The 25,212-nt window shown below is 59.0% G+C and carries 20 protein-coding genes and 1 pseudogene; 16 read left to right on the forward strand and 5 right to left on the reverse strand.

Annotated features, from left to right (window positions below; translation table 11 throughout):
* Positions 1-512 precede the first annotated feature (512 nt).
* Positions 513-902, forward strand: coding sequence for a hypothetical protein (locus JOE29_RS13610; protein WP_044311505.1), 390 nt, complete (start codon positions 513-515; stop codon positions 900-902).
* A 289-nt stretch (positions 903-1,191) separates the two neighbouring features.
* Here JOE29_RS13610 and JOE29_RS13615 read toward each other — a convergent pair.
* Positions 1,192-1,734: pseudogene (locus JOE29_RS13615) on the reverse strand (transposase).
* Between the two features lie 223 nt (positions 1,735-1,957).
* Here JOE29_RS13615 and JOE29_RS13620 point away from each other — a divergent pair.
* The 9 genes from JOE29_RS13620 (at position 1,958) to JOE29_RS13660 (ending at position 14,076) form a co-directional block, all read left to right on the forward strand.
* The gene (locus JOE29_RS13620; RefSeq protein WP_044311506.1) at positions 1,958-4,069 is read left to right on the forward strand and encodes a TonB-dependent siderophore receptor; all 2,112 of its coding nucleotides are present in this window, start codon (positions 1,958-1,960) and stop codon (positions 4,067-4,069) included.
* A gap of 53 nt (positions 4,070-4,122) precedes the next feature.
* Positions 4,123-4,851, forward strand: coding sequence for a DUF4198 domain-containing protein (locus JOE29_RS13625; protein ID WP_003396117.1), 729 nt, complete (start codon positions 4,123-4,125; stop codon positions 4,849-4,851).
* A gap of 275 nt (positions 4,852-5,126) precedes the next feature.
* Positions 5,127-5,993 (forward strand): formyltetrahydrofolate deformylase, encoded by an 867-nt coding sequence (gene purU / locus JOE29_RS13630; protein ID WP_003346974.1) that lies wholly within the window; start codon positions 5,127-5,129, stop codon positions 5,991-5,993.
* Positions 5,990-6,892, forward strand: a complete 903-nt coding sequence (folD, locus tag JOE29_RS13635) for a bifunctional methylenetetrahydrofolate dehydrogenase/methenyltetrahydrofolate cyclohydrolase FolD (RefSeq protein ID WP_057406140.1) — start codon at positions 5,990-5,992, stop codon at positions 6,890-6,892. Before purU ends, folD begins: the two co-directional genes overlap by 4 nt.
* Positions 6,874-8,115, forward strand: a complete 1,242-nt coding sequence (locus JOE29_RS13640; RefSeq protein ID WP_058444962.1) for an FAD-dependent oxidoreductase — start codon at positions 6,874-6,876, stop codon at positions 8,113-8,115. Before folD ends, JOE29_RS13640 begins: the two co-directional genes overlap by 19 nt.
* A 13-nt stretch (positions 8,116-8,128) precedes the next feature.
* A complete protein-coding gene (locus JOE29_RS13645; RefSeq protein WP_003396121.1) occupies positions 8,129-8,434 on the forward strand; it encodes a sarcosine oxidase subunit delta in 306 nt (101 codons plus the stop codon).
* Entirely contained in the window at positions 8,431-11,337 is a 2,907-nt protein-coding gene (locus JOE29_RS13650) for a 2Fe-2S iron-sulfur cluster-binding protein (RefSeq protein WP_210079609.1), read from the forward strand. The genes JOE29_RS13645 and JOE29_RS13650 overlap by 4 nt, the downstream gene beginning before the upstream one ends.
* A gap of 3 nt (positions 11,338-11,340) precedes the next feature.
* Positions 11,341-11,913: a sarcosine oxidase gene (locus JOE29_RS13655; protein ID WP_044311509.1), complete on the forward strand. Its 573-nt coding sequence runs from the start codon at positions 11,341-11,343 to the stop codon at positions 11,911-11,913.
* A gap of 222 nt (positions 11,914-12,135) precedes the next feature.
* Positions 12,136-14,076: a methyl-accepting chemotaxis protein gene (locus tag JOE29_RS13660; RefSeq protein WP_004418077.1), complete on the forward strand. Its 1,941-nt coding sequence runs from the start codon at positions 12,136-12,138 to the stop codon at positions 14,074-14,076.
* 104 nt (positions 14,077-14,180) lie between these two features.
* Here the strand turns inward: JOE29_RS13660 and JOE29_RS13665 are convergent, their stop codons facing one another.
* Positions 14,181-15,071 carry a LysR family transcriptional regulator gene (locus JOE29_RS13665; RefSeq protein WP_348635021.1) on the reverse strand — a complete coding sequence of 297 codons (891 nt, stop codon included), beginning with the start codon at positions 15,069-15,071 and terminating at the stop codon, positions 14,181-14,183.
* 108 nt (positions 15,072-15,179) lie between these two features.
* Between JOE29_RS13665 and JOE29_RS13670 the strand changes: the two genes are divergently transcribed.
* From JOE29_RS13670 to JOE29_RS13680, 3 genes are all read left to right on the forward strand, one after another.
* Entirely contained in the window at positions 15,180-16,055 is an 876-nt protein-coding gene (locus JOE29_RS13670) for an MBL fold metallo-hydrolase (RefSeq protein WP_010410232.1), read from the forward strand.
* A 122-nt stretch (positions 16,056-16,177) separates the two neighbouring features.
* On the forward strand, positions 16,178-16,576 hold the full coding sequence (locus JOE29_RS13675; protein WP_024693942.1) for a hypothetical protein: 399 nt from the start codon (positions 16,178-16,180) through the stop codon (positions 16,574-16,576).
* A 61-nt stretch (positions 16,577-16,637) separates the two neighbouring features.
* The gene (locus JOE29_RS13680; protein WP_029572484.1) at positions 16,638-17,123 is read left to right on the forward strand and encodes a GNAT family N-acetyltransferase; all 486 of its coding nucleotides are present in this window, start codon (positions 16,638-16,640) and stop codon (positions 17,121-17,123) included.
* Positions 17,124-17,196: 73 nt separating this feature from the next.
* Here the strand turns inward: JOE29_RS13680 and JOE29_RS25590 are convergent, their stop codons facing one another.
* Genes JOE29_RS25590 through JOE29_RS13690 form a run of 3 tightly spaced genes read right to left on the reverse strand, consistent with a single transcriptional unit; the run spans position 17,197 to position 20,994 of the window.
* Positions 17,197-17,322: a hypothetical protein gene (locus tag JOE29_RS25590; RefSeq protein ID WP_003315538.1), complete on the reverse strand. Its 126-nt coding sequence runs from the start codon at positions 17,320-17,322 to the stop codon at positions 17,197-17,199.
* A 55-nt stretch (positions 17,323-17,377) separates the two neighbouring features.
* Positions 17,378-18,865, reverse strand: a complete 1,488-nt coding sequence (locus tag JOE29_RS13685; RefSeq protein ID WP_210079611.1) for a chemotaxis protein CheW — start codon at positions 18,863-18,865, stop codon at positions 17,378-17,380.
* The gene (locus JOE29_RS13690) at positions 18,862-20,994 is read right to left on the reverse strand and encodes a PAS domain S-box protein (protein ID WP_210079612.1); all 2,133 of its coding nucleotides are present in this window, start codon (positions 20,992-20,994) and stop codon (positions 18,862-18,864) included. The genes JOE29_RS13685 and JOE29_RS13690 overlap by 4 nt, the downstream gene beginning before the upstream one ends.
* 832 nt (positions 20,995-21,826) lie before the next feature.
* Here JOE29_RS13690 and JOE29_RS13695 point away from each other — a divergent pair.
* From JOE29_RS13695 to JOE29_RS13705, 3 genes are all read left to right on the forward strand, one after another.
* A complete protein-coding gene (locus JOE29_RS13695; protein WP_058444953.1) occupies positions 21,827-23,173 on the forward strand; it encodes an LLM class flavin-dependent oxidoreductase in 1,347 nt (448 codons plus the stop codon).
* Entirely contained in the window at positions 23,170-24,129 is a 960-nt protein-coding gene (locus tag JOE29_RS13700) for a D-isomer specific 2-hydroxyacid dehydrogenase family protein (protein ID WP_044311513.1), read from the forward strand. The genes JOE29_RS13695 and JOE29_RS13700 overlap by 4 nt, the downstream gene beginning before the upstream one ends.
* Before the next feature lie 76 nt (positions 24,130-24,205).
* Positions 24,206-25,180 carry an aliphatic sulfonate ABC transporter substrate-binding protein gene (locus tag JOE29_RS13705; protein WP_024960122.1) on the forward strand — a complete coding sequence of 325 codons (975 nt, stop codon included), beginning with the start codon at positions 24,206-24,208 and terminating at the stop codon, positions 25,178-25,180.
* Positions 25,181-25,212 lie beyond the last annotated feature (32 nt).

The raw sequence follows: 25,212 nt of genomic DNA on the forward strand, positions 1-25,212 counted from the left end.
AAAACTCACCACGGCAGGTATTCAGCCCTTAGGCTGTTCACGAAAATTCGGCGAGTGCAGTCACTTTACGTACAGAGCTTGGCTTGCTGACAGACGGCATTATCAACGCAAATCTTAGGCTCTGTACGAAAAGTGGCTGCGCTCGGTGATGCTTCGTTAAAAACAGGCTCGGATGCGAGTCCAATCGGAATGCTCATTTACAACACGTAGAGTCGAACGCGACCCCGGCCGTTCCTCGCCTGTTTTTGCCTCGCCTGACATTCGCTCGCCGACTTTTCGTACAGAGCCTAGTGACTCAACTGAACCTGTGGTGTATCCCTGCCAACGCAATAGACATATCAAAAAAAGGAATAACCTGAGCGCGTCTCATCATAAAAAAGCATTCTGATTTTTTTGCATCCATCCCTATTACGAATGAATAAAAGTTATAAAAACTCTTTTTTCTACCGCCTCACACGGTCTACTCTCTAACAAGAGTCACCTTTACTCAACTTGAACGGAGATTTACAAGCATGGACGCAGACGACAGGACTACCGAATACAAACCAGCTCCCAGCATCGATATCAAAGGCAGGAGCGGTATCAGGACATTGAGAGCAAAACTATCATGCGAAAAAAAGGACGGATCTGGCTCCAGAGCAGGCGACAACTTTATTAGTATTAGCGAACTGAAACAATATGCCGCTGTGTATCTCTTGGCAAACAGTGATGGCCCCGAGGGCCATTTCACAATTAGAAAAGATCAGTCTGGCACTGATTGGAATTATTGGACGGACTTTCCTCTGAGCCATACTTCCTGGAAAGGATTTTATACAGATGATTTAAGATACGACCAGCTTAACGGACTTTTCCCCGCAGGCGTCTCCGACGAACTCTACTACAATGTTGGGGTTCCTGAATAGTAAAGACATTAATTAAATAACGCTGATTGGCATCAGGACTATCACCTGGTTTCAAGGCTGCATGTTTTATGCATTTAGCGATCTGATCACGCTGCTATGATTAGATCGCTTTTATATACAGGCTTTTATTTTTTTACCTTTCAGGAAAGTTCTGAAGTAGGCATTGATTTTTGATGCTTTCTTAGACTAATATCCAAAAAAAACTTGTTCGATCAGATCATCAGACTTTTTCCGTCGTTAGCTCATCGATTTCCCCTCAAACAGCACCTTTTCAAGGCGTTTTTCCGCATTACAGGCGCGCCTCTCCCATAGCCAGCAACCGCTTTCGCATCATCCAAAGGTTCGACAAGGCAAATAACGTTGCCTGTTGCGCGCTATTTTTAGCCAGCTCGCGAAACCGGACTTTCGTATAAGGCCAGCATCACCGATGACATAGGCTCCTCACCATGCAGCAACTGATCGACGATGACCTGCAAAATACCGCCGGCCAACTCATGATCTTCCAACAAAAGACGAAAGTTGAGGATCGTGGTTTCGTCAGGAATTCGATCCAGGTGCAGTCCTGCAAATTGCCGCAGGATCGTGGTCTAGTAGAGTGATTCTTCCATGGCTGGATCGCTGTAGCCGAACCATTTTTGCATCAGATGAATCCGCAACATTGCCATCAGCGGACAGGCCGGATGCCCACCTTGGCCCTTTGGGTAATGCGGCTCAGTCAGGCGATCAGACCTTTCCATGGTACCACCTGATCCATTTCAATCAGGAAGCGCTCTCGACGGGGCTGCTTACGTTTCCCGGCGTATTCGGCATCGGCGAAGGACAGCTTTGTCATAGGGGGGACCGTTGTGTTCATGTCAGGCAGGTATTTCACCAGAAACTCGGGGCTTTTTCAGAGTTTCCTCAGGTCTCCCGAGTACCGGAAGTTTGAATCCCTGCCATCCCTTCAACATTTTCCAGCGCTCAAAGCGCTCGAAGCGCGACTGAATGAGCTCACAATCGCAAACAATTCTCAACGGAGATGTTATATTGTATCAATTACTATCAGGAAGTCTCACATGTCGTCTCGTAGAATCGCGTCTCTGGCAGGCTTGGCAATCGGGGTATTGGGCAGCAACAGCTATGGGCAGGAACAGCCGCAGACCATTGAACTGGAAAGCGTCAACGTCACTTCCGACTATCAGTACGAAACGGCGACCAGCCCGATCCAGGGCTACCGCGCCACCCGCTCGGCCACGGCCACCAAAACCGACACTGCCATCGCGGATATCCCGCAGTCGATCAGCGTCGTACCTGCCTCAGTGCTCAAGGACCTCGGCAGCAACAATGTCGAGCGCGCGCTGGATTTTGCCGGGGGCGTATCGAAGCAGAATAACTTCGGCGGTCTGACGCTTTACGAGTACAGCATCCGCGGCTTTACCACGTCCGAATTCTACAAGGACGGCTTCAGCGCCAACCGCGGCTACCCTGCCACGCCGGATGCCGCAAACATCGAACGCATCGAAGTGCTGAAAGGCCCCGCCGCCAGCCTGTACGGGCGTGGCGATCCGGGCGGCACGGTCAACATCGTCACCAAGAAACCCCAGCGTGAAGCCTTTACCACCTTGCAGACCAGCGCAGGCAGTTGGGATCGCTATCGCACCGCGCTGGACGTCAACACGCCGCTGGATGAAGAAGGCAATCTACTGTCGCGGGTCAATCTGGCCGTCGAAGACAACAACAGCTTTCGTGACCATGTAGAAAGCAAACGGGTGTTTGTCGCCCCGTCCTTCAGCTGGCAATTGAACCCTGACACCCGTCTGCTGGTGGAAACCGAGTTCGTGCGCCACACATCGACTTTCGACCGAGGCGTGGTCGCCCCCAACAACAAGTGGAGTGGCGTGTCGCGTTCGACCTTCCTCGGCGAGCCGGACGATGACATCGATAACGACAACAACATGGTCCAGTTTGCGCTGGACCACCAGCTCAACGATGTGTGGTCGCTGCGTCTGGCCAGCCATTACAAGCAGGGCGAGATGTCGGGTTTTGCCAGCGAGGCGCGCCCGCTGAACGCCGACGGGCACACCGTCAATCGGCGTTATCGGGAGCGCGACAATAATTGGCATGACAGCATCACCCAGTTAGAGTTACGCGGCCGTTTCGATGGCATGGGGGTCGAGCACGAGGTGCTGATCGGCACCGAGTACGAGAACTATCGCAAGAACGAACGCGTCACGACCATCGCCGGCAGCCCCTACGCCATCGACATCTACAACCCGGTCTACGGCCAACCGAAACCTGCTGGCGCACGCTCCGGTACTGATTTTTACGAGCATGTCGAAAGCCGTGCGCTGAACCTGCAGGACCAGATTGTCTTTACCGACAAGCTGCGCGGCATGATCGGGGCACGCTACGAGCACTTCGATCAGCAGGTCGATGATTTCACCACCAACGCCACCTCCGGGCAGCGCCAGGACGCTTTCACTCAGCGCGCCGGGTTGCTTTATCAACTCACACCGCAGGTCGGCCTGTTCGCCAACGCCTCCACCTCGTTCAAGCCCAACAATGGCCTGGATGCCGCCGGCAGAACCTTCGACCCGGAAGAAGGCGTCGGCTACGAAGTCGGGATCAAGAGCGAACTGTTCGACGATCGCCTGAGCACCACCCTCGCCGCCTTTCATATCGAAAAGGAAAACGTTCTCGCGCTGGATCCGGGCACCGACACCAATCGTGCAGTGGGCAAGGCTCGCAGCCAGGGCTTGGATCTGCAATTTACCGGGCAGGTCAGCGAAGCCATTCGGGTCATCGGTGCCTTCGCCTACATTGACGCCGAAGTGACCAAGGGCGACCAGAGCATCCCCACCGGCAGTCGCATCCTCGGTGTCGCCAAACACAGCGGCAGCCTGCTGGGCGTCTATGAGTTCCAGGAAGGCGCATTGCGCGGCTCGGACGTGGGCGCTGCGTACACCTACGTCGGCGACCGCTCGGGGCAGTCGGGCTCTGACTTCGAACTGCCGGCCTACCAGACCGTAGACCTGCTGGCGCATTACAAAGCCAGCGACAACGTCACGGTGGGTCTGAACCTGAACAACATTTTCGATGAAAAATACTACGAGCGCTCCTACAGCAATTACTGGGTCGCGCCTGGCGAACCGCGCAACGTTACGGTGAGCCTGACCCTCAACCTCTGACGCCCATGACAACCCGGATCAATACACTCCGTTCACAACAACAAGGACGCATCATGCTTTCAAGCAAACCTTTCCTGGCCCTGGGCCTACTCGGCGCTCTGTTCGCCAGTCACGTCAATGCGCACGGTCTGTGGACCGAACAGCGTCGCGGCAATATCGAAGTGGTCTACGGTCATGGCGCCGAAGACAACGCCTTCAAGGCGCAGAAAGTCAGCGGCGCATGGGCCTACGACCTGCAGGGCAAAATGATCCCGGTGACGGTACAACGCCTTGAAGACCACGCGCGTCTGGTGCCGCTCAAGCCGCCTGCGGTCATGAGCGTTGCGCTGGATAACGGCATGTGGACGCGCAACGCCGAGAAGCAATGGATCAACGAGGGCCGCAGCAAGGTGCCCAACGGCACCGACTCCATCCACACCTTCAAATACAGCGTGGCCATTTACGCCGAAGGCGCGCACCTGCCAACGTTCAACAAACTGAATTTCGTGATCGTGCCGCAGACCGACCCCTTGAAAGTCGGCGCAGGCAAACCACTGCCGGTGCGCGTACTGATCGACGGCAAACCCGCCGCCGGTATCAAGCTGATCGGCGATTACCGCAGTGCACCGGATGTCGTCAGCGCCGAAACCGATGCACAAGGTCTGGCCAGCGTCATCGTGCGTAACGAGGGGCTGAACATCATCGCGGCCGAGGTCACGCTGCCGGTCAAGGACAACGCCGACATCGCCGAACGCGGCTTGTTTACTTCCCTTACGTTTGTTGGTGAGGCGCATCACGAGTAAACCTCCTTCCTGCTTCCGGAAAACGCCTGCTGCAGGCGTTTTCTGTCTTCAGGAGCGTGAGCCTGAGCTCCGCTCTCCCGGCTGCTTCGCCCCTCCATATTCCCTTTAGTAAACAAAGTTTCCAGAAACCTCTGGACGCTGGATTTCCTTTCGCCTATAAAACAGCCTTTAAGAATATTAAATTCCTGTAGAGAATTTTATTCGCTAACCAGACCCTCTGCATCTGACCTTTTTCGCCCTGCGCCAAACTGCCACCACCCTTCAGAGGACACGCCATGCAACACGAGAAGAACCATTTCATCCTGAAGATCAGCTGCCCGGCGACCTCCGGCATTGTCGCGGCGGTGACTTCCTACCTGGCTGGCAACAGCTGCTACATCGGTGAAATGGCCCAGTTCGACGATGAGTACAGCGGCACTTTTTTCATGCGCGCAGTGTTTCGTTTCAACGATGGTCATGAGGGCGACATCCAGCAATTGAAAGCCGGCTTCGACGCTGTGGCCAACGACTTTGCCATGCAGTGGGAACTGCACGACACGCGCCGGCCGATGCGTGTGCTGCTGATGGTCAGCAAGTTCGATCACTGCCTGACCGACCTGCTGTACCGCTACCACAAGGGCGAAATGGACATGACCATCACCGCCATCGTCTCCAATCACCTGGATTTGCGACCGATGGCCGAACGTGAGGGTATTCGCTTCATCTACCTGCCCGTGACCAGGGAAACCAAGGCTGCGCAGGAAGCCGCGCTGATGAAGGTGGTCGATGAAACCGGCACCGAGCTGGTGGTGCTGGCGCGCTACATGCAGATTCTCTCCGACGACCTGTGCCAGCAACTGGCGGGCCGGGCGATCAATATCCATCACTCGTTTCTGCCGGGTTTCAAGGGCGCCAAGCCCTACCATCAGGCTTACGAGCGCGGCGTGAAGCTGATCGGCGCCACCGCGCACTACGTCACCAGCGACCTGGATGAAGGTCCGATCATCGAGCAGGAAGTGCAGCGCGTCGATCACGTCTACCTGCCTGCCGACCTGGTCGCGGCGGGACGCAATAACGAAACCATCGCGCTGTCGCGGGCAGTCAAGTACCACCTGGAGCACCGCGTGTTTCTCAACACGGATCGAACGGTGGTGTTCCGATGAGCGCACACATCATCGACGGCAAGGCCGCCGCCGCTCGCGTTCTGCAACAGGTCAAACACGATGTGAACACCTTGAAGGCCGAAGGCATCGAACCGGCGCTGGCCGTAATCCTGGTCGGTAACGACGCGGCCAGTGAGGTCTACGTACGCAACAAGATCCTGCGCGCCGAGGAAGCCGGCATTCGCTCGCTGGAGCACCGACTGCCGGCCGACAGCAGCCAGGCGCGCTTACTGGCGTTGATTGCCGAATTGAACGCCGACAACACGGTAAACGGCATTCTCCTGCAACTGCCCTTGCCCGCTCACCTAGAAGAAAACCGCGTCTTGCAGGCTATCGGTCCGGGCAAGGACGTAGACGGCTTTCACAGTGAAAACGTCGGAGGCCTGAGTCAGGGACGTAACGTACTGACGCCCTGCACGCCCAGCGGCTGCCTGCACTTGCTCGAAGAAACCTGCGGCGATCTAAGCGGCAAGCATGCGGTGGTGATCGGTCGTTCCAACATCGTCGGCAAACCCATGGCCGCCCTGCTGCTGCAAGCGCATTGCTCGGTGACGGTGGTGCATTCGCGCAGTCACGACGCCAGGGCCTTGTGCCAGTTGGCCGACATCGTCGTGGCGGCGGTGGGCCGTCCGCGCCTGATCGATGCCAGCTGGCTCAAGCGCGGCGCGGTGGTGATCGACGTCGGTATCAATCGCATCGAGGACCACGGCCGTAATCGCCTGGTGGGCGATGTGGATTTCGACAGCGCTATCGAAGTCGCTGCTGCCATCACGCCCGTTCCCGGCGGGGTCGGGCCGATGACCATCGCTTTTCTGATGAAAAACACCGTGACTGCTGCCCGGCAGCAGGCCCACGCGCAACGCAGCCAATCGGAGGCCGTATGCCTTTCAACCTGTTGAAATACGGGCTCAGCTCGGAGTACCCGGTCGAGGTAGATCTGCCTGCGCCCAAGGAACTGAAGTCCTCCTACGACGTGGTGATCATCGGCGGCGGCGGGCATGGCCTGGCTACCGCCTACTACCTGTCGAAATACCACGGCATCACCAATATTGCCGTGCTGGAAAAAGGTTACCTGGGCGGCGGCAATACAGCGCGCAACACGGCGGTGATCCGCTCCAATTACCTGACCAGCGAAGGCGTGAAGTTCTATGCCGAGTCGGTGAAGATGTTTCAGGGCCTGTCCAACGAGTTCGACTTCAACATCATGTACTCCGAGCGCGGCCAACTGACCCTCGCGCATACCGACGCCACGGTCCGGTCGTTCCGCCAGCGCGCCGAGGTCAACAAGCATTTCGGCGGCCGCACCGAGATGATCGACCGCCAGCAGATCCGCGAACTGGTGCCGAGTCTCAATCTGGACCCCGGCCATCTGCCGGTACTCGCCGGCCTGTGGCACATCGACGGCGGCACCGCCCGGCATGACGCGGTTGCCTGGGGCTACGCCAAGCAGGCGGCCAAGCGCGGAGTGGAAATTCATCAACTGACCGACGTGCAGGAACTGGTGATCGAGAACGGCACCATTAAGGCGGTGAAGACCAATCGCGGCACCATCCAGTGCGGTTGCGCCGTGCAGGCGGTGGCAGGTATGAGTTCGCAGATGATGAAGAAGGCCGGGATTCGTTCGCCGATCCAGACTTTCCCGCTGCAAGCGATGGTCACTCAACCCTTCAAACCCTTTCTTGACCCGCTGGTGAGTTCGTCCGCCCTGCACTGCTATGTGCAGCAGACCAGCCGTGGCGAAGTGGTGTTTGGCGGTGGCTCTGATCCCTACCCGTTGTTCAACAGCCGCTCGACGCTGGACCTCAAGGAAAGCCTGCTGGCCCACGCCATCGAGATGTTTCCGTTTCTGGCGAACGCCAAACTGATGCGCCAATGGGCCGGGATCACCGACATGACCCCGGACTACAGCCCGATCATGGGCCTCTCCCCGGTCAGGAATTACTACCTGGATGCGGGCTGGGGCACCTGGGGCTTCAAGGCCACGCCGATCTGCGGCAAGACCATGGCCGAACTGGTGGCCAGCGGCGGCAAGGTACCCGAGTTGATCAAGCCGTTCGCGCTCGAACGCTTCTCGACCTTTCAGCAAGTCAACGAAATGGGCGCAACAGCGGCCAGCCACTGACGGAGAGCGACACATGAAAATCATGACCTGCCCGCTCAACGGGCCGCGCAACATCAGCGAGTTCACCTACGGCGGGGAATTCAAACACATGCCCGACCCGCAAACCTGCAGCGACGCCGAGTGGGCCGATTACGTGTTCAACAGTGAGGACACGCTGGGCGTGGTGCGCGAGTGGTGGATGCACAATCCCTCCAGCTACTGGTTCCTGGCCGAGCGCCACACCGGCAGCGACGAGATCATCCGCACCTTCGATCCACGCGAACTATTTACCGCACGTATCGACTTCGCCCCTCTCGCCTCCAAGGAGATCGCAGGATGACCACCCCCGCCCGCCTGCCCGCGCCCATGGGCCTGCTGATCGATCGCACCCGGCCGCTCACGTTCAGCTTCGATGGCAAAACCTATCAGGGCCTGCAGGGCGACAGTATTGCCAGTGCGCTGCTGGCCAACGGTCGCTTCCTGCTTTCACGGTCATTCAAGTACCACCGCCCGCGCGGTCCGCTGACCATGGCCGGACAGGACGCCAACAGCCTGATCCAGTTGCCTCACGAGCCCAACGTAATGGCCGACACCGTTGCGCTGCAGGAAGGGTTGCAGGCCACCGGGCAGAACTTCAGCGGCTCGCTGGACAACGACCGGGACGCGTACCTGGGCAAGTTCTCGAAGTTCATGCCGGTGGGTTTCTACTACCGTTCTTTCTACAAGCCCAAGGGCATGTGGAAAGTCTGGGAACCGATCATTCGCAAGAAGGCCGGCCTTGGCGTGCTGGACCTGACCTTCCAGCCCGAGTACTACGACAAGGCCTACCTGTTCACGGATCTGGCGGTGATCGGCGCGGGACCTGCCGGCTTGCAGGCAGCACTGAGTGCTGCCAATGCCGGCGCCAAGGTATTGCTGATCGAACAGCAGCCGATCCTCGGCGGTTCGCTGGCGTATGCCCGCTTTGATGTCGAAGGCCTGCGTGCCGAACAGCTGCGGCGTGAGCTGGTCGCTGCGGTAGAAGCACATGACAATATCGAGGTGCTCAAGCAAGCGACCTGCAATGCCTGGTTCACCGACAACTACCTGCCGGTGATTCAGGGCAAGCGTTTGTACAAGGTACGCGCCACGCACTGTCTGGTGTGCAGCGGCTCGTTCGATCAGCCGGTGATTTTCCGTAACAACGACCTCCCCGGCGTGATGCTGACCAGCGCCGTACAGCGCCTGATCAAGTTGTACGCCGTCAAGCCCGGCAAACGCGCGGTGGTGCTGACCGGAAATGATGACGGTTACCTCGCCGCACTGGATTTGTACGATCAGGGCGTCGACGTGGTCGCGGTTGCCGATATGCGCAGCAGCCCGTCGGACCGCACGCTGCGGCTTGCGCTGGAGAAGCGCGGCATCGTCTGCCACGTGAACACAACGGTCTATGAAGCACTGCATGAGAAAGGCATGCGCCATGTGAGCGGCGCCGAGCTGCGCAAGATCACCGGCCAGGGTCAGGTGGCGAACAGCGGTTCGCATGTCGACTGCGACCTGCTGTGCATGTCCGGCGGCTACATGCCGGTCTACCAGTTGTTGTGTCAGGCCGGCGGCAAGCTGGCCTATGACGATCAACAGGCCGAATTCGCCATCAGTAGCCTGCCACAGAACCTGAGCATCGCAGGCTCGGTCAACGGTTACCACGCGCTGGACAACGTACTGGCCGATGCGGCGCATGCCGCCGCCAGCGTGGTCTCGGCACTTGGCCTGGCATCGGCTGACACACCTGCCGCGCTGCGCAGCGAAGCGCAGGTCAACTTCGCCTGGCCGATCTTCCCGCACCCTGACGGCAAGGATTTCGTCGATTTCGACGAAGACCTTCAGGTGCGCGATATCGTCAATGCCACGCGCATCGGCTATCGCGACATCCAGTTGGTAAAACGCTATTCCACGGTGGGCATGGGCCCGTCACAAGGCCGTCATTCGGCACTGCCGACCGCACGACTGGTGGCCGCGTCGACCCAGCGCAGTATCAGTGAAACCGGCGTGACCACGGCCCGTCCGCCCTTCGAGGCAGAGAAGCTGGCACACGTTGCAGGCCGTGCCTTCGATCCGTATCGGCAGACGCCCATGCACCAGCGTCATCTGCAGGCAGGTGCGAAGATGATGCCGGCCGGGATCTGGCAGCGTCCCGCGTTCTATGGCAAACCCTCGCAACCCGATGCCTGCATGCAGCAGGAAGCACTGCACGTGCGCAACAAGGTCGGCATCATCGACGTGTCGACACTCGGCGGCCTGGACGTGCGCGGCCCCGATGCCGCCGAGCTGCTCAACCGCCTGTATACCTTCGCCTTTCTCAAACAGCCGGTCGGGCGTTCGCGTTACGCGCTGATGACCAACGAGCAAGGCGTGGTCATCGACGACGGCGTTTGCGCGCGCTTTGCCGAACAGCATTTCTACGTCACTGCCACCACCAGCGGTGTGGATCGCATTTATCAGCAGATGCTCAAGTGGAATGCCCAATGGCGTCTGAACGTGGACATCACCAATGTCACGGCGGCCATTGCTGCGGTCAACGTGGCAGGTCCGGATTCGCGCAGGGTGCTGGAGCAGGTCTGTACCGACCTTGATCTGTCTGCCGAGGGTTTCCCTTATCTTGGCGTGCGACTGGGCACGGTTGCCGGCATCAAGGCGCGGCTGTTGCGGGTCGGCTTTGTAGGTGAACTGGGCTACGAGATCCACGTTCCCGCTCGTCACGCGCTCAGGCTCTGGGATGCACTTGTCGAGGCTGGCAAGGCCTTCGACATGCGTCCGTTCGGCGTCGAAACGCAACGCCTGTTACGTCTGGAAAAAGGCCACGTCATTATCAGCCAGGACACCGACGGCATGACGCATCCGGCCGAGATCGACATGGGTTGGGCCGTCAGCCGCAGCAAGCCGTTCTTCGTCGGCCGCCGCTCGGTGGACATCCTCGAAGCCCGGCCGCTGAAGCGCAAGCTGGTTGGGTTCACCCTGCCCAAGGCCAGCCCGCTGCCGCTTGAGGGCCATCTGGTGCTCAAGGGCCCGGACATCAGTGGCAACGTGACGTCCTGCGAGTACTCCTCGACCCTGGGCATGATCATTGGCATGGCCTATGCCGCGTTCGACCAGAGCACTCCCGGCCAGCAGATTCCGATCCGCGTCGAAGATGGCGTGGTGGTCCAGGCAACCGTCGTGAAGCTGCCCTTCTTCGACCCTGAAAACCAGCGCCAGGAGCTCTGACCCATGACCAGCCTTATCCAGAACAGCCCTGTCGGCGCCACCGCGCGCGCCTTGTGCACGCTGCAAGACCTGACAGATCGGCCACGCGTGGGATTTCGCGGCACGCAAAGCGCTGACTACCTCACGGCACGCGGTTTCAGCCTGCCCGAGGCACCGAACCGCGCCGTCACACAGGCGGACGGCAGCCATGTCGCGCGCCTTTCGCAGACCGAATACCTGCTGCTGGGCAGCCCGCTTGATGACGGGCAGCGCATCGCCGATGAAGAAGCTCGCTGGGAGCTGGACCACAGCGCCAATTACCTGCTGCCTCGCGAAGACAGCCATGCCTGGCTGCAACTGAGTGGCGCGTGTATCGCCGAGGTGATGGCCAAGCTGTGTGGCGTAGATCTGCGTCCCAACGCTTTTGCGCCAGGTTCGGTGGCGCAGACCTCGGCGGCGCGCATCAATGTAATCGTCATCAACCTCGGCGCGCATGCCGAACCCTGTTTCCAGATCCTCTTCGATCGGGCCTCGCTGGCTTACTTCAAGGACGCGATGCTGGATGCCATGACCGAGTTTGGAGGACGCTATTTATAAACCCTGGGTTACTGAGTTACTGAGTTACTGAGCAAAGGTCGTGTCGTGCTCATAAACGACAACAAGTGTCTGTTACCGCCAAGCCAGTTAAAGAATGCCAGCAAAAAGCCGTTGTCCTGTTGGTAGACCATAAGAACGACTCTCAGGCCAACGCCTGGTGGCGCAGACTGCGTCCATGCAGCGCCCAACACCTGCGGCAGTAACGGACATCCCGGAGCTCAAATGAATATCAAACAGAAATTGACTTGGGCGTTCGCAGTCATTGCGTGCTTGCCCATATTAGTCGTTGCCGCCATCGTGATCGTGAATCTGCGTGACAAGGCGACCAGTGATTTCGCGGACAGCAGCGCGCGCGAAATTCGTCAGGTCGACAATGCCATGCAGCTGTTTTTCGACGGCATTACGCAGAACGTCAATTACATCGCGGCGCACCCGCTGATCGCCGGGGCGAGCGATGATTTCCGCAACTACATGGGCGCAACGCCTCCCCCGCAGTCCGAGAATGACAGGCAGGCGACCGAGCTGTTCGCCAGTATCGCCAAGGCTCACCCAGCCTACTCCTACGTCTCTTATGGTCTGATCAACGGCAGCTACATCATGACGCCGGAAGACCCGAAAATGAGCAACTACGACCCGCGTGTGCGGCCGTGGTACAAGACGGCGATGGCCAATGCCGGCAAGACCGTGCGTAGCGATGCCTATTACTGGGCCAACGACGATGCCGTACTGGTCAGTACTATCCGGGCGATACCCAACAAGCTGGGCAACCCTGGCGGCGTGGTCAATATTGACGTATCGCTCAAGCAACTGACCAACATCGTCAAGCAGATCAAACTGGGCGAAAGCGGCTATCTGATGCTGATGGAAAAGAACGGCACCGTGCTGGTCGATCCGAAACAGCCCGAGCATAACTTCAAGAAACTGGGCGAACTGGGCGACGGCTTCAGCGATCTGGCGAAAACTGCCAGTGGTCTGGTCGAGGTGACACTCAACGGCGAACGCTACATGGCCAATGTGTACTCGTCCGAGCAACTGGGCTGGAACTTCATCGGCCTGATCAAGCAGGACGAAGTGATGGCCTCGGCCACCCGCCTGACCTGGTTGATCGGTATCATCGCGGCGGTGCTGGCGGTGGTCTTTGCAATTGTCGGTGCCAGTTTCGCCCGCGTTATCGTGCGTCCGATCCACAGTGTTTCCAGTGGTCTGGAAGGCATCGCGGGCGGTGAAGGCGACCTGACCCAGAACCTCGCCGTGCGCGGCAAGGATGAAACCGCGCAGCTGGCGGGCTGGTTCAACAAGTTCCTGACCGCGATCCGCAGCCTGATCCAGCACATCGGGCAGGCGGCCGGGAAGATTCTCGAAGCCTCACACAGTTCGACACGTGTCTCCAACGACATGGCCGAAGCTGCTGGCCGACAGCGCGAAGCGGTGGACATGGTCTCCACGGCGTTTCATGAAATGGTCGCTACCTCCAATGAAGTCGCCCGCTCCTGCAGCCAGGCCGCCGACTCGGCCGACAACGGTCAGCAACAGGCGCGTGAAGGTCAGCGGCAGATCGATGAAGCGGTGCGCAGCGTCGACCAGCTCAGCGAAGAGCTAACCCGCTCGGCCAAGGACATGACGCAACTGGAAAAGGACAGCGCAGGCATTCAGTCGATCCTCAACACCATCCGCTCGATTGCCGAGCAGACCAACCTGCTGGCGCTCAACGCGGCCATCGAGGCAGCACGTGCAGGCGAACAGGGTCGCGGCTTTGCCGTGGTGGCCGACGAAGTCCGCGCACTGGCCAAACGCACGTCGGACTCGACCGCAGAAATCGACAGCTTGCTGGGCAACCTGGCCAAACGCACTGCCTCGGTGGCGCAACAGATGCATGCCAGCCTCGACGTGTCGCAGCAATCGGTGACCAAGATCGGACAGGCACGCAGCAGCTTCGGGCAAATCCGCGAGTCAGTGGATGTGATTCGCGACATGAATACCCAGATCGCAACCGCCGCCGAGGAACAGCATCAGGTGGCCGAAGACATCAACCGGCACATCAGCCAGATCCATGGTGATGCGCAGTTGATCGCCGAACTATCGGACTCGGCCCGCGCGGATTCCAGAAGCCTGGAGATGCTGTCCAGCGAACTGGACGGCCTGGTGCGCAAGTTCAAGACCTGATACTGCACACACGGAGCGTGGGAACGATGGGCGTCTGTGCGTACCCTATCGTGCCCATCCTCCGCGTGTTCTGGACACTCTGAGCCCTGTCCACAGCAGGAGATTTAATCTCCGTCCCTCTCAAACCATTCAGTCAGAAAATCCAGAAAAGTGCGCAGCGTTGCTGACTGATGGTGCCTTGAGGTGTAGATCGCGTGTATCCCCAGAGCCCGTGGCTGGTACTCCGGCATCAGGGCGATCAGCTTGCCGCTTGCAATCAACGGCGCCGCCGAATGCACAGGCTGCAGACTGATACCGGCGCCCGCCACTGCGGCCTCCAGCAGCACCACTGAATCGTTGGCACTCAGGTTGCCGCCGACCGGCACACTGAGCGGCAGTTGCTGGCGGGTGAACTCCCAAAGGCTTTTGCCGAAATACGAATAGGTCAGGCAGTTGTGGGCAGGCAGTTCCTGCGGCCTGGACGGCGTGCCGTGCACGGCGAGATAGGCTGGAGAAGCACACACCACCGAATCGCATTGCCCCAGCGGACGGGCAATGACATTGGGGTCCAGCTGATTGGTGATGCGGATCGCCAGATCGATTCGCTCGCTGACCAGATCCACGGCCTCGTTGCCGATAAGCAGGTCTGCCGAGGTGCCGGGATAACGGCGCAGGTAAGCCGTCACCGCGTGTGCCAGAACGGCCAGCGCCAGTGACTGCGAACAGGCGATGCGCAGCATGCCGCGTGGCTCGTCGACTTGCGTATCGGCCGCCAGCGGCACTGCGTCGGCCAGCTCGACCAGTTGCTGACACCGCAACAAGGTCACTTGCCCTGGTGCGGTCAAGCCGAGCTTGCGCGTGGTCCGGTGCAGCAGTCGCGCTCCGGCCCAGCTCTCCATCTGCGCCAGATAACGTGTGACCATTGCCCGAGACATGTCCAGCGCCTCGGCAGCGGCTATGAGGCTGCCCCTTTCGTTGATAGCGATGAATACCCGTGCCGCTATGATCCGATCCACGATTCGTCCGATATAAGCAATCAATAGTTGCCAATACTGAGGCTTTTGTTTCATCTGAGGCAACATAAGATAACGACCTCAGTCCTGCCCGAACGAAGGTCGTACCCCATGTTGCGTAAATCCCTGCTTGCCCTGTCCTTCGCTGCTCTGTTCCCTCTCGCAGCACAGGCCGCCGCCCCGTTGGCAATCGAGGTATACAACCCGGCCGAAAAAGCCGTCTTCCCGGTGTCATCCGAACTGATCACGGGCAAGCATGACGCGGTGCTTATCGATGCGCAGTTCCAGCGCAACGACGCCGAGGCCCTGGTGCAAAAGATCAAGGCCAGCGGCAAGCAACTTACCACCGTCTATATCAGCCACAGCGACCCGGATTACTACTTCGGTCTGGACGTCATCAAAGCCGCGTTCCCCGAGGCGAAGATCGTCGCCAGCGCACCTACCGTGAAGGCGATCAAGGCGTCGATGCAGGGCAAACTCGCCTACTGGGGCCCGATTCTCAAGGACAATGCGCCAGCCAGCCTGGTTGTGCCGGAAGTGCTCAAGGGCGATCACCTGACGCTTGAAGGCCAGCCGTTGCAGATCAAAGGCCTTAACGGCCCGGCGCCCGAGCGCAGCTACGTATGGATTCCGTCCCTTAAAGCCGTGGTTGGCGGTGTCGTGGTCTCCAGCGGTATTCATGTCTGGGTCGCTGACACGCAAAGCACGAAATCGCGTCAGGACTGGCTCGCGACACTCAAAGGCATCGAGGCGCTGAAACCGGCCACCGTGATTCCGGGTCATTACCTGGGCGAGGTCCCGTCAGGCACCCAGGCTGTGACGTTCACCGCCGACTACCTGAAGTCCTTCGAAGAACAGACCGCCAAGGCCAAGGATTCCGCCACGCTGATCGACGCCATGCACAAAGCCTGGCCGCAACTGGCCGAACCGGCTTCGCTGGAGATGAGTGCAAAGGTCATCAAGGGCGAGATGAAGTGGCCGAATTGATCCGGCACCTGTAAGGCCCCGGCGGAGCGCTGCGAATATCAGCAGGGGCCAGGCTTTTACCTGCGCGGCGCACATGCACTCAGCTATGGTCAGACGCCCATATCAGTCGCTATGCTGCGCCCATGAACGCCCCTCTGAAAATCCGTAACCCCTGCCCGCCCGGCGCTTGCGACTGCAAGCGCGAGCTGCTGGACGCGGAAGATGCAGACCTGCGGATTCTGCTGCTGTCCCGCGACGCGGAAAAAACCCTGCTGGATCGCCTGGAGCGTATCGAAAGTCTGGAAGATCTGGAGCACATGCAGCGCAAGATTTTCCAGCAACTGGGCGTGCGTGTCGACGTCGCGCCGGGCTTCAATGAAGTGCGCACCATGCGCGGCATCAGCATTGTCGTCGAGGAAAAGGTCGGGCTGTGTCGCAAGACGCGTCAATCGATTCCTGCCGCCATCCGCCGCGCCCTGGAAGCACGTCCCCAGATCGCCTATCAGTTGCTCAACGCCAACGACCTGCTGCGCGACGCCTGACTATCGAGCGCCTGGCGAATGCGGCTATCATGCTGCGCCCATAAGCCAAGGAATGCCCTCCGTGTCCCTCGAAATACGCCCAGCCATTGCTTCTGATGCCAGTCAGATTCTGGCGTTCATCACCGAACTTGCCATCTATGAACGCGCCGGGCACGAGGTCAAGGCCGGTGCCGACGATATTCAACGCAGCCTGTTCGCCGACAACGCACCTGCCAAGGCGCTGATGTGCCTGGATGACGGCAAGCCCGTTGGCTATGCCGTCTATTTCTACAGCTACTCGACCTGGCTGGGACGCAATGGTGTTTATCTGGAGGACCTGTATGTCACGCCGGAGAAACGCAGCATCGGCGCTGGACGCGCACTGCTTCGACAGATCGCTCGCGAAGCGGTGGCCAACGATTGTGGCCGCCTGGAATGGAGCGTTCTGGACTGGAACGAGCCAGCCATCCAGTTCTACGAAGCCATCGGCGCGGCACCGCAAAGTGAATGGGTTCGTTACCGAATGGAGGGTGCCGGGCTGCTGGACTTCGCCAAGGGCGGCGATTGAAACACAAGGGCCTGATACGAAAACGCCCGGCCTGTAATAGGCCGGGCGCTTCGGGAAAAGCATTCAACAGCTGTCAGCAAACCCCAGGCGGGATGCCGTCCTTGTTGAAGTCTTTCAGGCGTTCCTTTTCTTCGGGCGTCGAGTGCGCGGGCACATCGCTTTGCGGTTCCGGTTTTTTCTCGTCTTTCTTGTCAGTCATGGTCGTTGACTCCGCTGGTGGACACTCAAATAAGGCCACGCGCGGAGCATTCGGTTCAGACTGATTGCACAGTGCGGCGCTGATCGACGTTGCATTCCAGTTGCCTGGCCAGCCCCTGCAGATCGAGCAGGGTCGCGCGCCAGCTGCGCTCCTGACTGCCGACACTGACCAGCGAACGGACCCGGTCATTGACCGAAATGCCCTTGCCGGTACTGGCTTGCCAGCCCTGTTCCAGCATGGCCGGATCGAACTGATTGAACGCGTCGATTGCATCGACGCGGTTCACTGCAAAACCGAAGCACAGCCGCTCGCCACGCACGATCAATACACGCGACGCTTCGCCCTGGACCTGTGCGCCTTCGCCCAACAGGCTGCTCAGGCAGATCAGCGGTACCTGCTCGCCGCGCAAATTGAACTGCCCCAGCAAATGCGTTTCCGGCTGCGACAGGCCGATCAGTTGCTGCGGCATGCTCATGATTTCCACGATCTGGCTCAACGGTGCCACGAAGCGGGTCGGCGCATCGAACAGCAGGCAGGCGTGGCGCAGCATGGCCTTGGTCACATCGTGCGAGGCCTGGGCAGGTTTGACGTCGTGCTGATAAACCTGGGTGTAGCTTTTGACTTCCGGGCGCTGCAGCAGCATCGGATGATCAAGCAACAAGGCCTGCTGCCCCTCCTCCAGGTTCATTACCCCGGCCAGCAGCTCTGGATGCGGCAGGCCATAGCCCGGCGCCGCCAACAGGCTGTCCGGATCCTGACGCTGAATGGCGACCATGCGGTCATAGCCAAACCCGCACACCCGCCCGTCTGGCGCAGTCAACAGCAGCAACTGCGGCTTGGACGTCTGACGTAGATGATCCAGACCAAGCACTTCGGACAGGTTGAGCGCCGGAACCTTGGTGCCACGCACCGAGGTGACGCCAAAGCAGCAGTCACTGGCAAAGTCCGAGGCTGTGATCTCGGGACCGTCCACCAACTCGGTCACAACGCTGGCATCGATACAGAAGTTGCGGCCATCGCACTCGAATACCAGGTAATGCAGCAAGCGACTCTTGGCGGCCAGCGCATCATCCTTGAGCACTTGCGCGTTGGGGTCGGCAGCGAACAGTACGCCTGGCAAACCACTCATGAAGGCAAGATCGAGCTTGTAGATCATCCGCGACTCTTCGGCGCCGAGCAGCAGAGAGGGCAGCAGCCCGACAGCGCTGCCCTCGGGCCCCAGTGGGCTGAACTGAGAATCACGGGCCTTGAGAATGTCGCACACCGCGTCAATCGCCAGCCCGAGGTAGCCACCGCCGTACTTGAGAATCGCGACCAGTGGCGTCGGCGAAGACATATCGCCACCCTCCGCCAGTTGAGCCCGCAGGTCGACCAATGGCACCGGTTTGCCACGCAGGGTAAACACCCCACGCAGCGCTCCCCGGGTCAATGGATGGGGATGCAGATCAGCGGGCCAGTGCACGGCCTCCATCAATGCATCGGCAACCACCGCCAGATACACACCATTGATCTGCACGACGCCATAGGCATTCAGGCTGCTCATGCAGGTTGTCCGATGGATACCTTGTTCAGAGTTTCGGTGTAGCCGGTCAGGTTGGCTTTATGCAGCTCGACGATCAGGGTCTCGACTTCCTGCGCCGACAGGCGTTGCTTCTCTGTCGCCGTGTTGATCCCGTCGATCGCCTGCGTGGTCTGCATCACGCCTTCCACGATGTGTTCAAAGGCTTCGCCGGCACTGCGCGAAATCTCGTTGCCCGACTCGATCCGGCTGACCGTTTCCAGAATCAGCTTGTTGATTTCCTTGGTCGCACGCGAGGACTTCTCGGCCAGCTTGCGCACCTCGTCGGCGACGACCGAAAAGCCCAGGCCATGCTCACCGGCCCTGGCCGCTTCGATGGCTGCGTTGAAGGCCAGCATGTTGGTCTGACTGGCGATCTCGCTGATCACCTGAATGATGTCCTGAATGCCCTCGGCGGACTTGGCAATCATGCCCATTGCGTCGGACGCCTTGACCAGCGTCTGCGAACCGGAACTGGCCTGCTCACGCGTCATTCTGGCCAGATCGGTGGCCGTCTCGGTACTTTGCGCCACATAGGAAATGGCGTTCATCAGTGCTTTTACCGACTCGCCCATGGTGCGGGTCTTGGCCTCTATCGCCTGTTCCATCTCAACCTGACGGGTAATGTCCGTGGCGAATTTCACCACTTTGAACGGCAAGCCGTCGTGGTCGAAAATCGGGCTGTACGTCGCCTGAATCCAGATTTTCTGCCCGTATTTGCTGACACGCATGAAGCGCCCGGAATAGAACTCGCCCTGCCCCAGCCCGTGCCAGAATTCACGGTACTCGGTGCCGCGCACGTATTCTTCCTCACAGAAGATACGGTGATGCTTGCCTTTGATTTCCAGCAGGCCATAACCCAGCGCTTTGAGAAAGTTGGCATTGGCGGTGATGATGTTGCCGGCCATGTCGAATTCGATGACGGCCTGGGCGCGGTCGATGGCATTCACCTTGCCCTGGTCCTCGACGCTGGTTTCCTTGGCCACAGTCACGTCGAGCGCGAACTTGACGATCTTGTAGGGTTTGCCCTGCGCATCGAAAATCGGGTTGTAGGTGGCCTGAATCCAGATCTCCTTACCGTCCTTGCGTTTGCGCTTGTACTCGTTGGCGTCGTACTCGCCGCGACCCAGCTTCTCCCAGAGCTCACGATACTGCAGGCTGCTGACGAATTCCTCGGAGCAGAACATACGGTGGTGTTCACCGACGATTTCGTCAAGATCGTAGCCGAATACCGCCAGAAAATTGCGGTTGGCGTGCAGCACCTTGCCCGTCAGATCGAATTCGATCACCGCCTGGGAGCGCTCGATGGCCGTCACCTTGCCCGCGGACTCAGCCTGACGAATGCGGCTCTCGGTCACATCGTTGGCGAACTTCACGACCTTGTAAGGACGACCCTCCGGGTCAAAGATCGGGTTGTAAGTGGCGCTGATCCACAGCTCGCGCCCGTTCTTGCCGATGCGCTTGTATTCGCCGGAGTCATACTCACCACGTTCGAGCTTGGCCCAAAAGGCACGATAGGCCGGGCTATTCAGGTAGTCGTCTTCGCAGAACATGCGATGGTGCTGACCCTGAATCTCGTCCAGACGATAGCCCAGGACCTTGAGAAAGTTTTCGTTGGCGTTGAGCACGCGACCGTTCAGGTCGAATTCGATAATGCCCTGCGAACGATCAATGGCCGCAACCTTGCCTTCGTACTCGGCATTGGACTTGCGTTGCGCAGTCACGTCCGTGGCGAACTTCACGACCTTAAACGGATTGCCCTGCTCGTCGAAGACCGGGTTATAAGTCGCCTGCAACCAGATCTCGCGCCCGTTCTTGCCCAGGCGCTTGTACTGCCCTTCGTCGAAAGCGCCCTTGCCCAGTTTTTCCCAAAACGTTGCATATTCGACGCTGGACGCATGTTCCGGCGTGCAGAACATGCGGTGATGCCGACCCTGGACCTCATCCAGCCGATAGCCGACGCAATCCAGAAAATTGGTATTGGCCCGCAGGATATTGCCTTCAAGATCGAACTCGATCATCGCCTGGGAACGGTCAATGGCCGTCATCAGCGAGTGAAGATCAAGTTCCAGCCTGGCCCTGTCCTTGTGGGTGCTTTCAATCGTGGTCGACATGTGGAAATACTCTGCGAGTAAGCATCTATGGAAGTATTGTTATGAAGCGCCGGTCTCTGCGAGCCCTGTCAGACACACCAATGTGTGGACTATGGAGGCTGCCGATCAAGCCGGTTAATCGTCTTTCTCAATGCCGTCCATAGCGCGAACTGTCAGGCCGTCAGCGCTGGATGGAATGACCGACTCCACCTGGCAGGTAGCTGTAGTATTAACATCGGCATCAAATGGAGCAGCTTTAGGGCCGCTATTTCGCCATCACACAGACAGGCTACCGGTCGTCAGCGAAGAGCGCTTCGAACACCACGCCTCTACCGACGTCGAACACCTCTTGTTCATCAGGCATAAAACCAGATGACAAGAATGACAGCGCCAGTCCAGCCCAGGGTCAGCAAGAAGGAAAGTCCAGCAAGACGCGGATCCATGGAACTCCTGTTCTAGAAGGCCTGGGTAGGCTGAGGGCTGCATACGTAGGCCTATATCGGCTGGATCACCGACATATCAGTTATTTTCGTCACCTTGAAACACTGTAGACGTGCAGGTTTTGTCCTGGATCAATGTTTGTTCGCTGCGACCCGGTTAGGCACTTGAGCAAGGCGTCGGCCAGATATTTCACGAACAGATAATCAGGCCCGGGACATGGCGTGCGAAGGGAAATCCTTAAAATTCAAATAACGCATAATTTGTAAATTAATAATTATTTACTTTAATAATAAACCTATAACAAAAAAGAATTTCACGGCAGTTTTTTATAGGAATACCGTAATCCCATTACCGACCCCTTTCTCCAGGCGGAGGTGAATCTACCTTCCTCATCACGCCCGGGGCACACTTCATGAGCAAACAACGACACCTTAAACTTGGCGCCATGGTCCACGGGGTCGGCCATGGCTGGGGCGAATGGCGCCACCCGCAGGCGCTGGCCAACGCCAGTGTGAATTTAGGGTTTTATCAGCAACAGACCCACCTGGCAGAAGCGGCCCGATTCGATTTCGTGTTCATTGCCGACAGCCTGCACATCCACGAGAAATCCAGTCCTCACTACCTGAATCGCTTCGAACCCTTGACCATTCTGTCCGCACTCGCAGCCACCACCCGGCACATCGGTCTGGTAGCAACGGTCACGGTCAGTTACACAGAGCCCTTCCAGGTCGCTCGCCAGTTTGCCTCACTGGACCACATCAGCGGCGGCCGGGCTGGCTGGAACGTGGTGACGTCGTGGCTGAGTGGCACCGCCGATAACTTCAGCAAGGGCGAACACCCGCCACATGCGGTGCGCTACCGAATCGCCAAAGAGCATATCGAGGTGGTGAAGGGCCTTTGGGATTCCTGGGAAGACGACGCTTTCGCCTACGACAAGCAGAAAGGCGAGTTCTTCACGCCAGGCAAACTGCACGCGCTGAACCACAAGGGCGAATTTTTCTCGGTGAAAGGCCCGCTCAACATCGCCCGGTCGAAGCAGGGTCAACCGGTGATTTTTCAGGCAGGCACTTCCGAGGCCGGGCGTAACTTCGCCGCTCAGAATTCGGATGCGATCTTTGTCCACGCCGAGAGCTTCGATGAAGCATGCGCCTACTATCAGGACCTGAAACAGAGAGCTGGCGGCTTTGGCCGAGATCCCCACGCGCTGTCGATTCTGCCGGGTATTCGCCCGATTGTCGGGCGTGATGAGGCCGAGGTGGAGAGCCGCTATCGCCAGGCCGTGGAGCTGGTGACGATCGAAGATGCCATTGTCGCCCTTGGCCGCCCCTTCAATGATCACGATTTCAGCCAGTACCCACTGGACGAACCCTTCCCGGAACTAGGTGATCTGGGCTCCAACAGCCAGAAAGGCGGTTCGGACCGGATCAAGCAACTGGCCAGAGACGAAGGCCTGAGCCTGCGTGAGGTCGCCCTGCGCTTCTCCCTGCCCCGCCGCGACTTCGTCGGCACGCCCGATCAGGTTGCCGACGCGATACAGACATGGTTCGAGGCAGGCGCAGCCGATGGCTTCATCATCAACAGCGTCCTGCCGGACGGTTTGCAGTATTTCACTGAACAGGTGGTGCCGGTGCTGCAGCAGCGCGGACTGTTCCGCACCGAATACACCGGCAATACGCTGCGTGACAATCTCGGTCTTGAAATACCGGCCAATCGTCATGCAAAGGCTGTCGCCCATCAATCAGACGAGGCTGTGGCATGACTCGACTCGTGATAGCCAGCCAACTGGATGATGACTTCAATCAGGTCATCAGCGAGCGGCTTGCAGTGACCCATCCAGAAGCCAGGGTCATCGGCGTACCGGCCGGCGTGCCGAGCGACCTGCCCGGCGAGGTCAGCATTCTGCTGGCGCGCCCTATCAATGTGCGTGGTTATGAAGCCCCTGCCTCGCCGCCTCCGGGCTGGCCTTATGGCCTGAAATGGATTCAGGTGGTGTCTTCGGGCATCGACTTCTATCCCGGCTGGCTGTTCGACGGCCCGCCGGTCAGCACCTCGCGGGGCAGCGCGGCAGAAAACATTGCCGAGTTCTCGTTGGCCGCCATTTTCGCTGCTGCCAAACACTTGCCGGACATCTGGGTGCATGACTCGCAATGGAATTTCACTGCACTGACACCGCTCAAGGGCACTACGCTCGGGATTCTCGGCTTCGGCGCCATCGGTCGCAGCCTGGCCGGTAAAGCGCTGGCACTGGGCATCACTGTCGTGGCGTTGCGGCAGAGCCAGACGCCGTTCGAGGTTGATGGCGTCGAAAGCGCGCGCGACATTCACGAGCTTTTTTCCCGCGCCGACCATCTGGTACTGGCCGCACCTCTGACACCTGCCACACGGCACATCGTCAACGCCGACGTACTGAACAGCGCCAAACCCGGCCTGCACCTGATCAACATCGCCCGTGGTGGCCTGCTTGACCATGAGGCGCTGCTCAAGGCGCTCGATAGGGGAACCATTGGCCTTGCCTCGCTGGACGTCACCGACCCCGAGCCCCTGCCGGACGGTCATCCCCTGTATGCACACCCCAGAGTACGCCTGTCACCCCACACCTCAGCGATCTCCAGCAACAGCCGCCACGAAATAGCCGACAGCTTTCTGGCCAACCTTGACCGTTTTCTCAGCGGGCAGGCCTTGCAGAATCAGGCTGATCGCCAGCGCGGCTACTGACACAGATCATCCTCATTGCGCTGCGTGGGGATACCACTCCTGACACTCAGCGTCACCTTCAAATACCGAGCGCGCCATGCCCAAACCGATAAAAAACACACAAACCGGCTATCGTCGTCCGCTGCTGGCAGGTCTGCTCGCGGCGTTGGCCTTGTGCATCACCTTCCCTGCCGAAGCGCAGGAAACGCTGCGAATCGGTTACCAGAAATCGTCGACGCTGATCACCCTGCTGAAAACACAGGGCATTCTGGAAAAAGCCCTCGCGCCGCAAAACGTCACCGTCACCTGGCATGAGTTTCCGAGTGGCCTGCCGCTGCTGGAGGCTTTGAACATCGGCAACGTGGACATCAGCGCGGATGTGGCGGACACCGTACCGATCTTCGCCCAGGCAGCGCAGGCCCGGCTGACCTACTTTGCCCAGGAAGCGGCCTCGCCTTCCGCGCAGGCGATCATCGTCCATAAAAACTCGCCCGTGCAGCAGTTATCGGATCTGAAAGGCAAAAAGGTCGCGGTCACCAAGGCGGCGGGTTCTCACTACCTGCTGATCGCAGCATTGAAAAAGGCCGGTCTGACATTTTCCGATATTCAGCCCGCCTACCTGTCGCCCGCCGACGGCCGCGCGGCCTTCGAGAACAATAAAGTTGACGCCTGGGTCACCTGGGAACCCTTCCTGACCAGCGCCCAACGGCAATTGCCGACGCGCACTCTGGCTGACGGCAAGGGATTGTCCAGCTACAAGCGTTATTACCTGACCGGCACCGGCTACGCCAAGGACCACCCACAAGTGCTCAGCGTGGTTTACGAGCAGTTGCACAAGGCAGGCATCTGGCTCAAGGCCAATCCAAGCGAAGCAGCGCAGCTACTGAGCCCTTTGTGGGGCAATCTGGATATCGAAACGGTTGAAATCGCCAACAGCCATCGGACTTATCAGATCCAGCCAGTCACGCACGATCAATTGGACGAACAACAGCATATCGCCGACGCCTTCTTCGCTGCTGGCCTGCTGCCCAAGGCGGTGGATGCGCAGGATGTGGAGGTGTGGAGGCCTTGAGGAATGAAGGGGCACACCCGCTCGCATGGAGC

Origin of the sequence: Pseudomonas sp. PvP009, assembly GCF_017832995.1 — a bacterium.
In the GTDB taxonomy this organism is placed as follows: domain Bacteria; phylum Pseudomonadota; class Gammaproteobacteria; order Pseudomonadales; family Pseudomonadaceae; genus Aquipseudomonas; species Aquipseudomonas syringae.

Bases quoted from the DNA above. Each gene is read 5' to 3' on its own strand.
- JOE29_RS13610 (WP_044311505.1), top strand. From the start codon at position 513: ATGGACGCAGACGACAGGACTACCGAATACAAACCAGCTCCCAGCATC.
- JOE29_RS13620 (WP_044311506.1), top strand. From the start codon at position 1,958: ATGTCGTCTCGTAGAATCGCGTCTCTGGCAGGCTTGGCAATCGGGGTA.
- JOE29_RS13625 (WP_003396117.1), top strand. From the start codon at position 4,123: ATGCTTTCAAGCAAACCTTTCCTGGCCCTGGGCCTACTCGGCGCTCTG.
- purU (WP_003346974.1), top strand. From the start codon at position 5,127: ATGCAACACGAGAAGAACCATTTCATCCTGAAGATCAGCTGCCCGGCG.
- folD (WP_057406140.1), top strand. From the start codon at position 5,990: ATGAGCGCACACATCATCGACGGCAAGGCCGCCGCCGCTCGCGTTCTG.
- JOE29_RS13640 (WP_058444962.1), top strand. From the start codon at position 6,874: ATGCCTTTCAACCTGTTGAAATACGGGCTCAGCTCGGAGTACCCGGTC.
- JOE29_RS13645 (WP_003396121.1), top strand. From the start codon at position 8,129: ATGAAAATCATGACCTGCCCGCTCAACGGGCCGCGCAACATCAGCGAG.
- JOE29_RS13650 (WP_210079609.1), top strand. From the start codon at position 8,431: ATGACCACCCCCGCCCGCCTGCCCGCGCCCATGGGCCTGCTGATCGAT.
- JOE29_RS13655 (WP_044311509.1), top strand. From the start codon at position 11,341: ATGACCAGCCTTATCCAGAACAGCCCTGTCGGCGCCACCGCGCGCGCC.
- JOE29_RS13660 (WP_004418077.1), top strand. From the start codon at position 12,136: ATGAATATCAAACAGAAATTGACTTGGGCGTTCGCAGTCATTGCGTGC.
- JOE29_RS13670 (WP_010410232.1), top strand. From the start codon at position 15,180: ATGTTGCGTAAATCCCTGCTTGCCCTGTCCTTCGCTGCTCTGTTCCCT.
- JOE29_RS13675 (WP_024693942.1), top strand. From the start codon at position 16,178: ATGAACGCCCCTCTGAAAATCCGTAACCCCTGCCCGCCCGGCGCTTGC.
- JOE29_RS25590 (WP_003315538.1), bottom strand. From the start codon at position 17,322: ATGACTGACAAGAAAGACGAGAAAAAACCGGAACCGCAAAGCGATGTG.
- JOE29_RS13685 (WP_210079611.1), bottom strand. From the start codon at position 18,865: ATGAGCAGCCTGAATGCCTATGGCGTCGTGCAGATCAATGGTGTGTAT.
- JOE29_RS13690 (WP_210079612.1), bottom strand. From the start codon at position 20,994: ATGTCGACCACGATTGAAAGCACCCACAAGGACAGGGCCAGGCTGGAA.
- JOE29_RS13695 (WP_058444953.1), top strand. From the start codon at position 21,827: ATGAGCAAACAACGACACCTTAAACTTGGCGCCATGGTCCACGGGGTC.
- JOE29_RS13700 (WP_044311513.1), top strand. From the start codon at position 23,170: ATGACTCGACTCGTGATAGCCAGCCAACTGGATGATGACTTCAATCAG.
- JOE29_RS13705 (WP_024960122.1), top strand. From the start codon at position 24,206: ATGCCCAAACCGATAAAAAACACACAAACCGGCTATCGTCGTCCGCTG.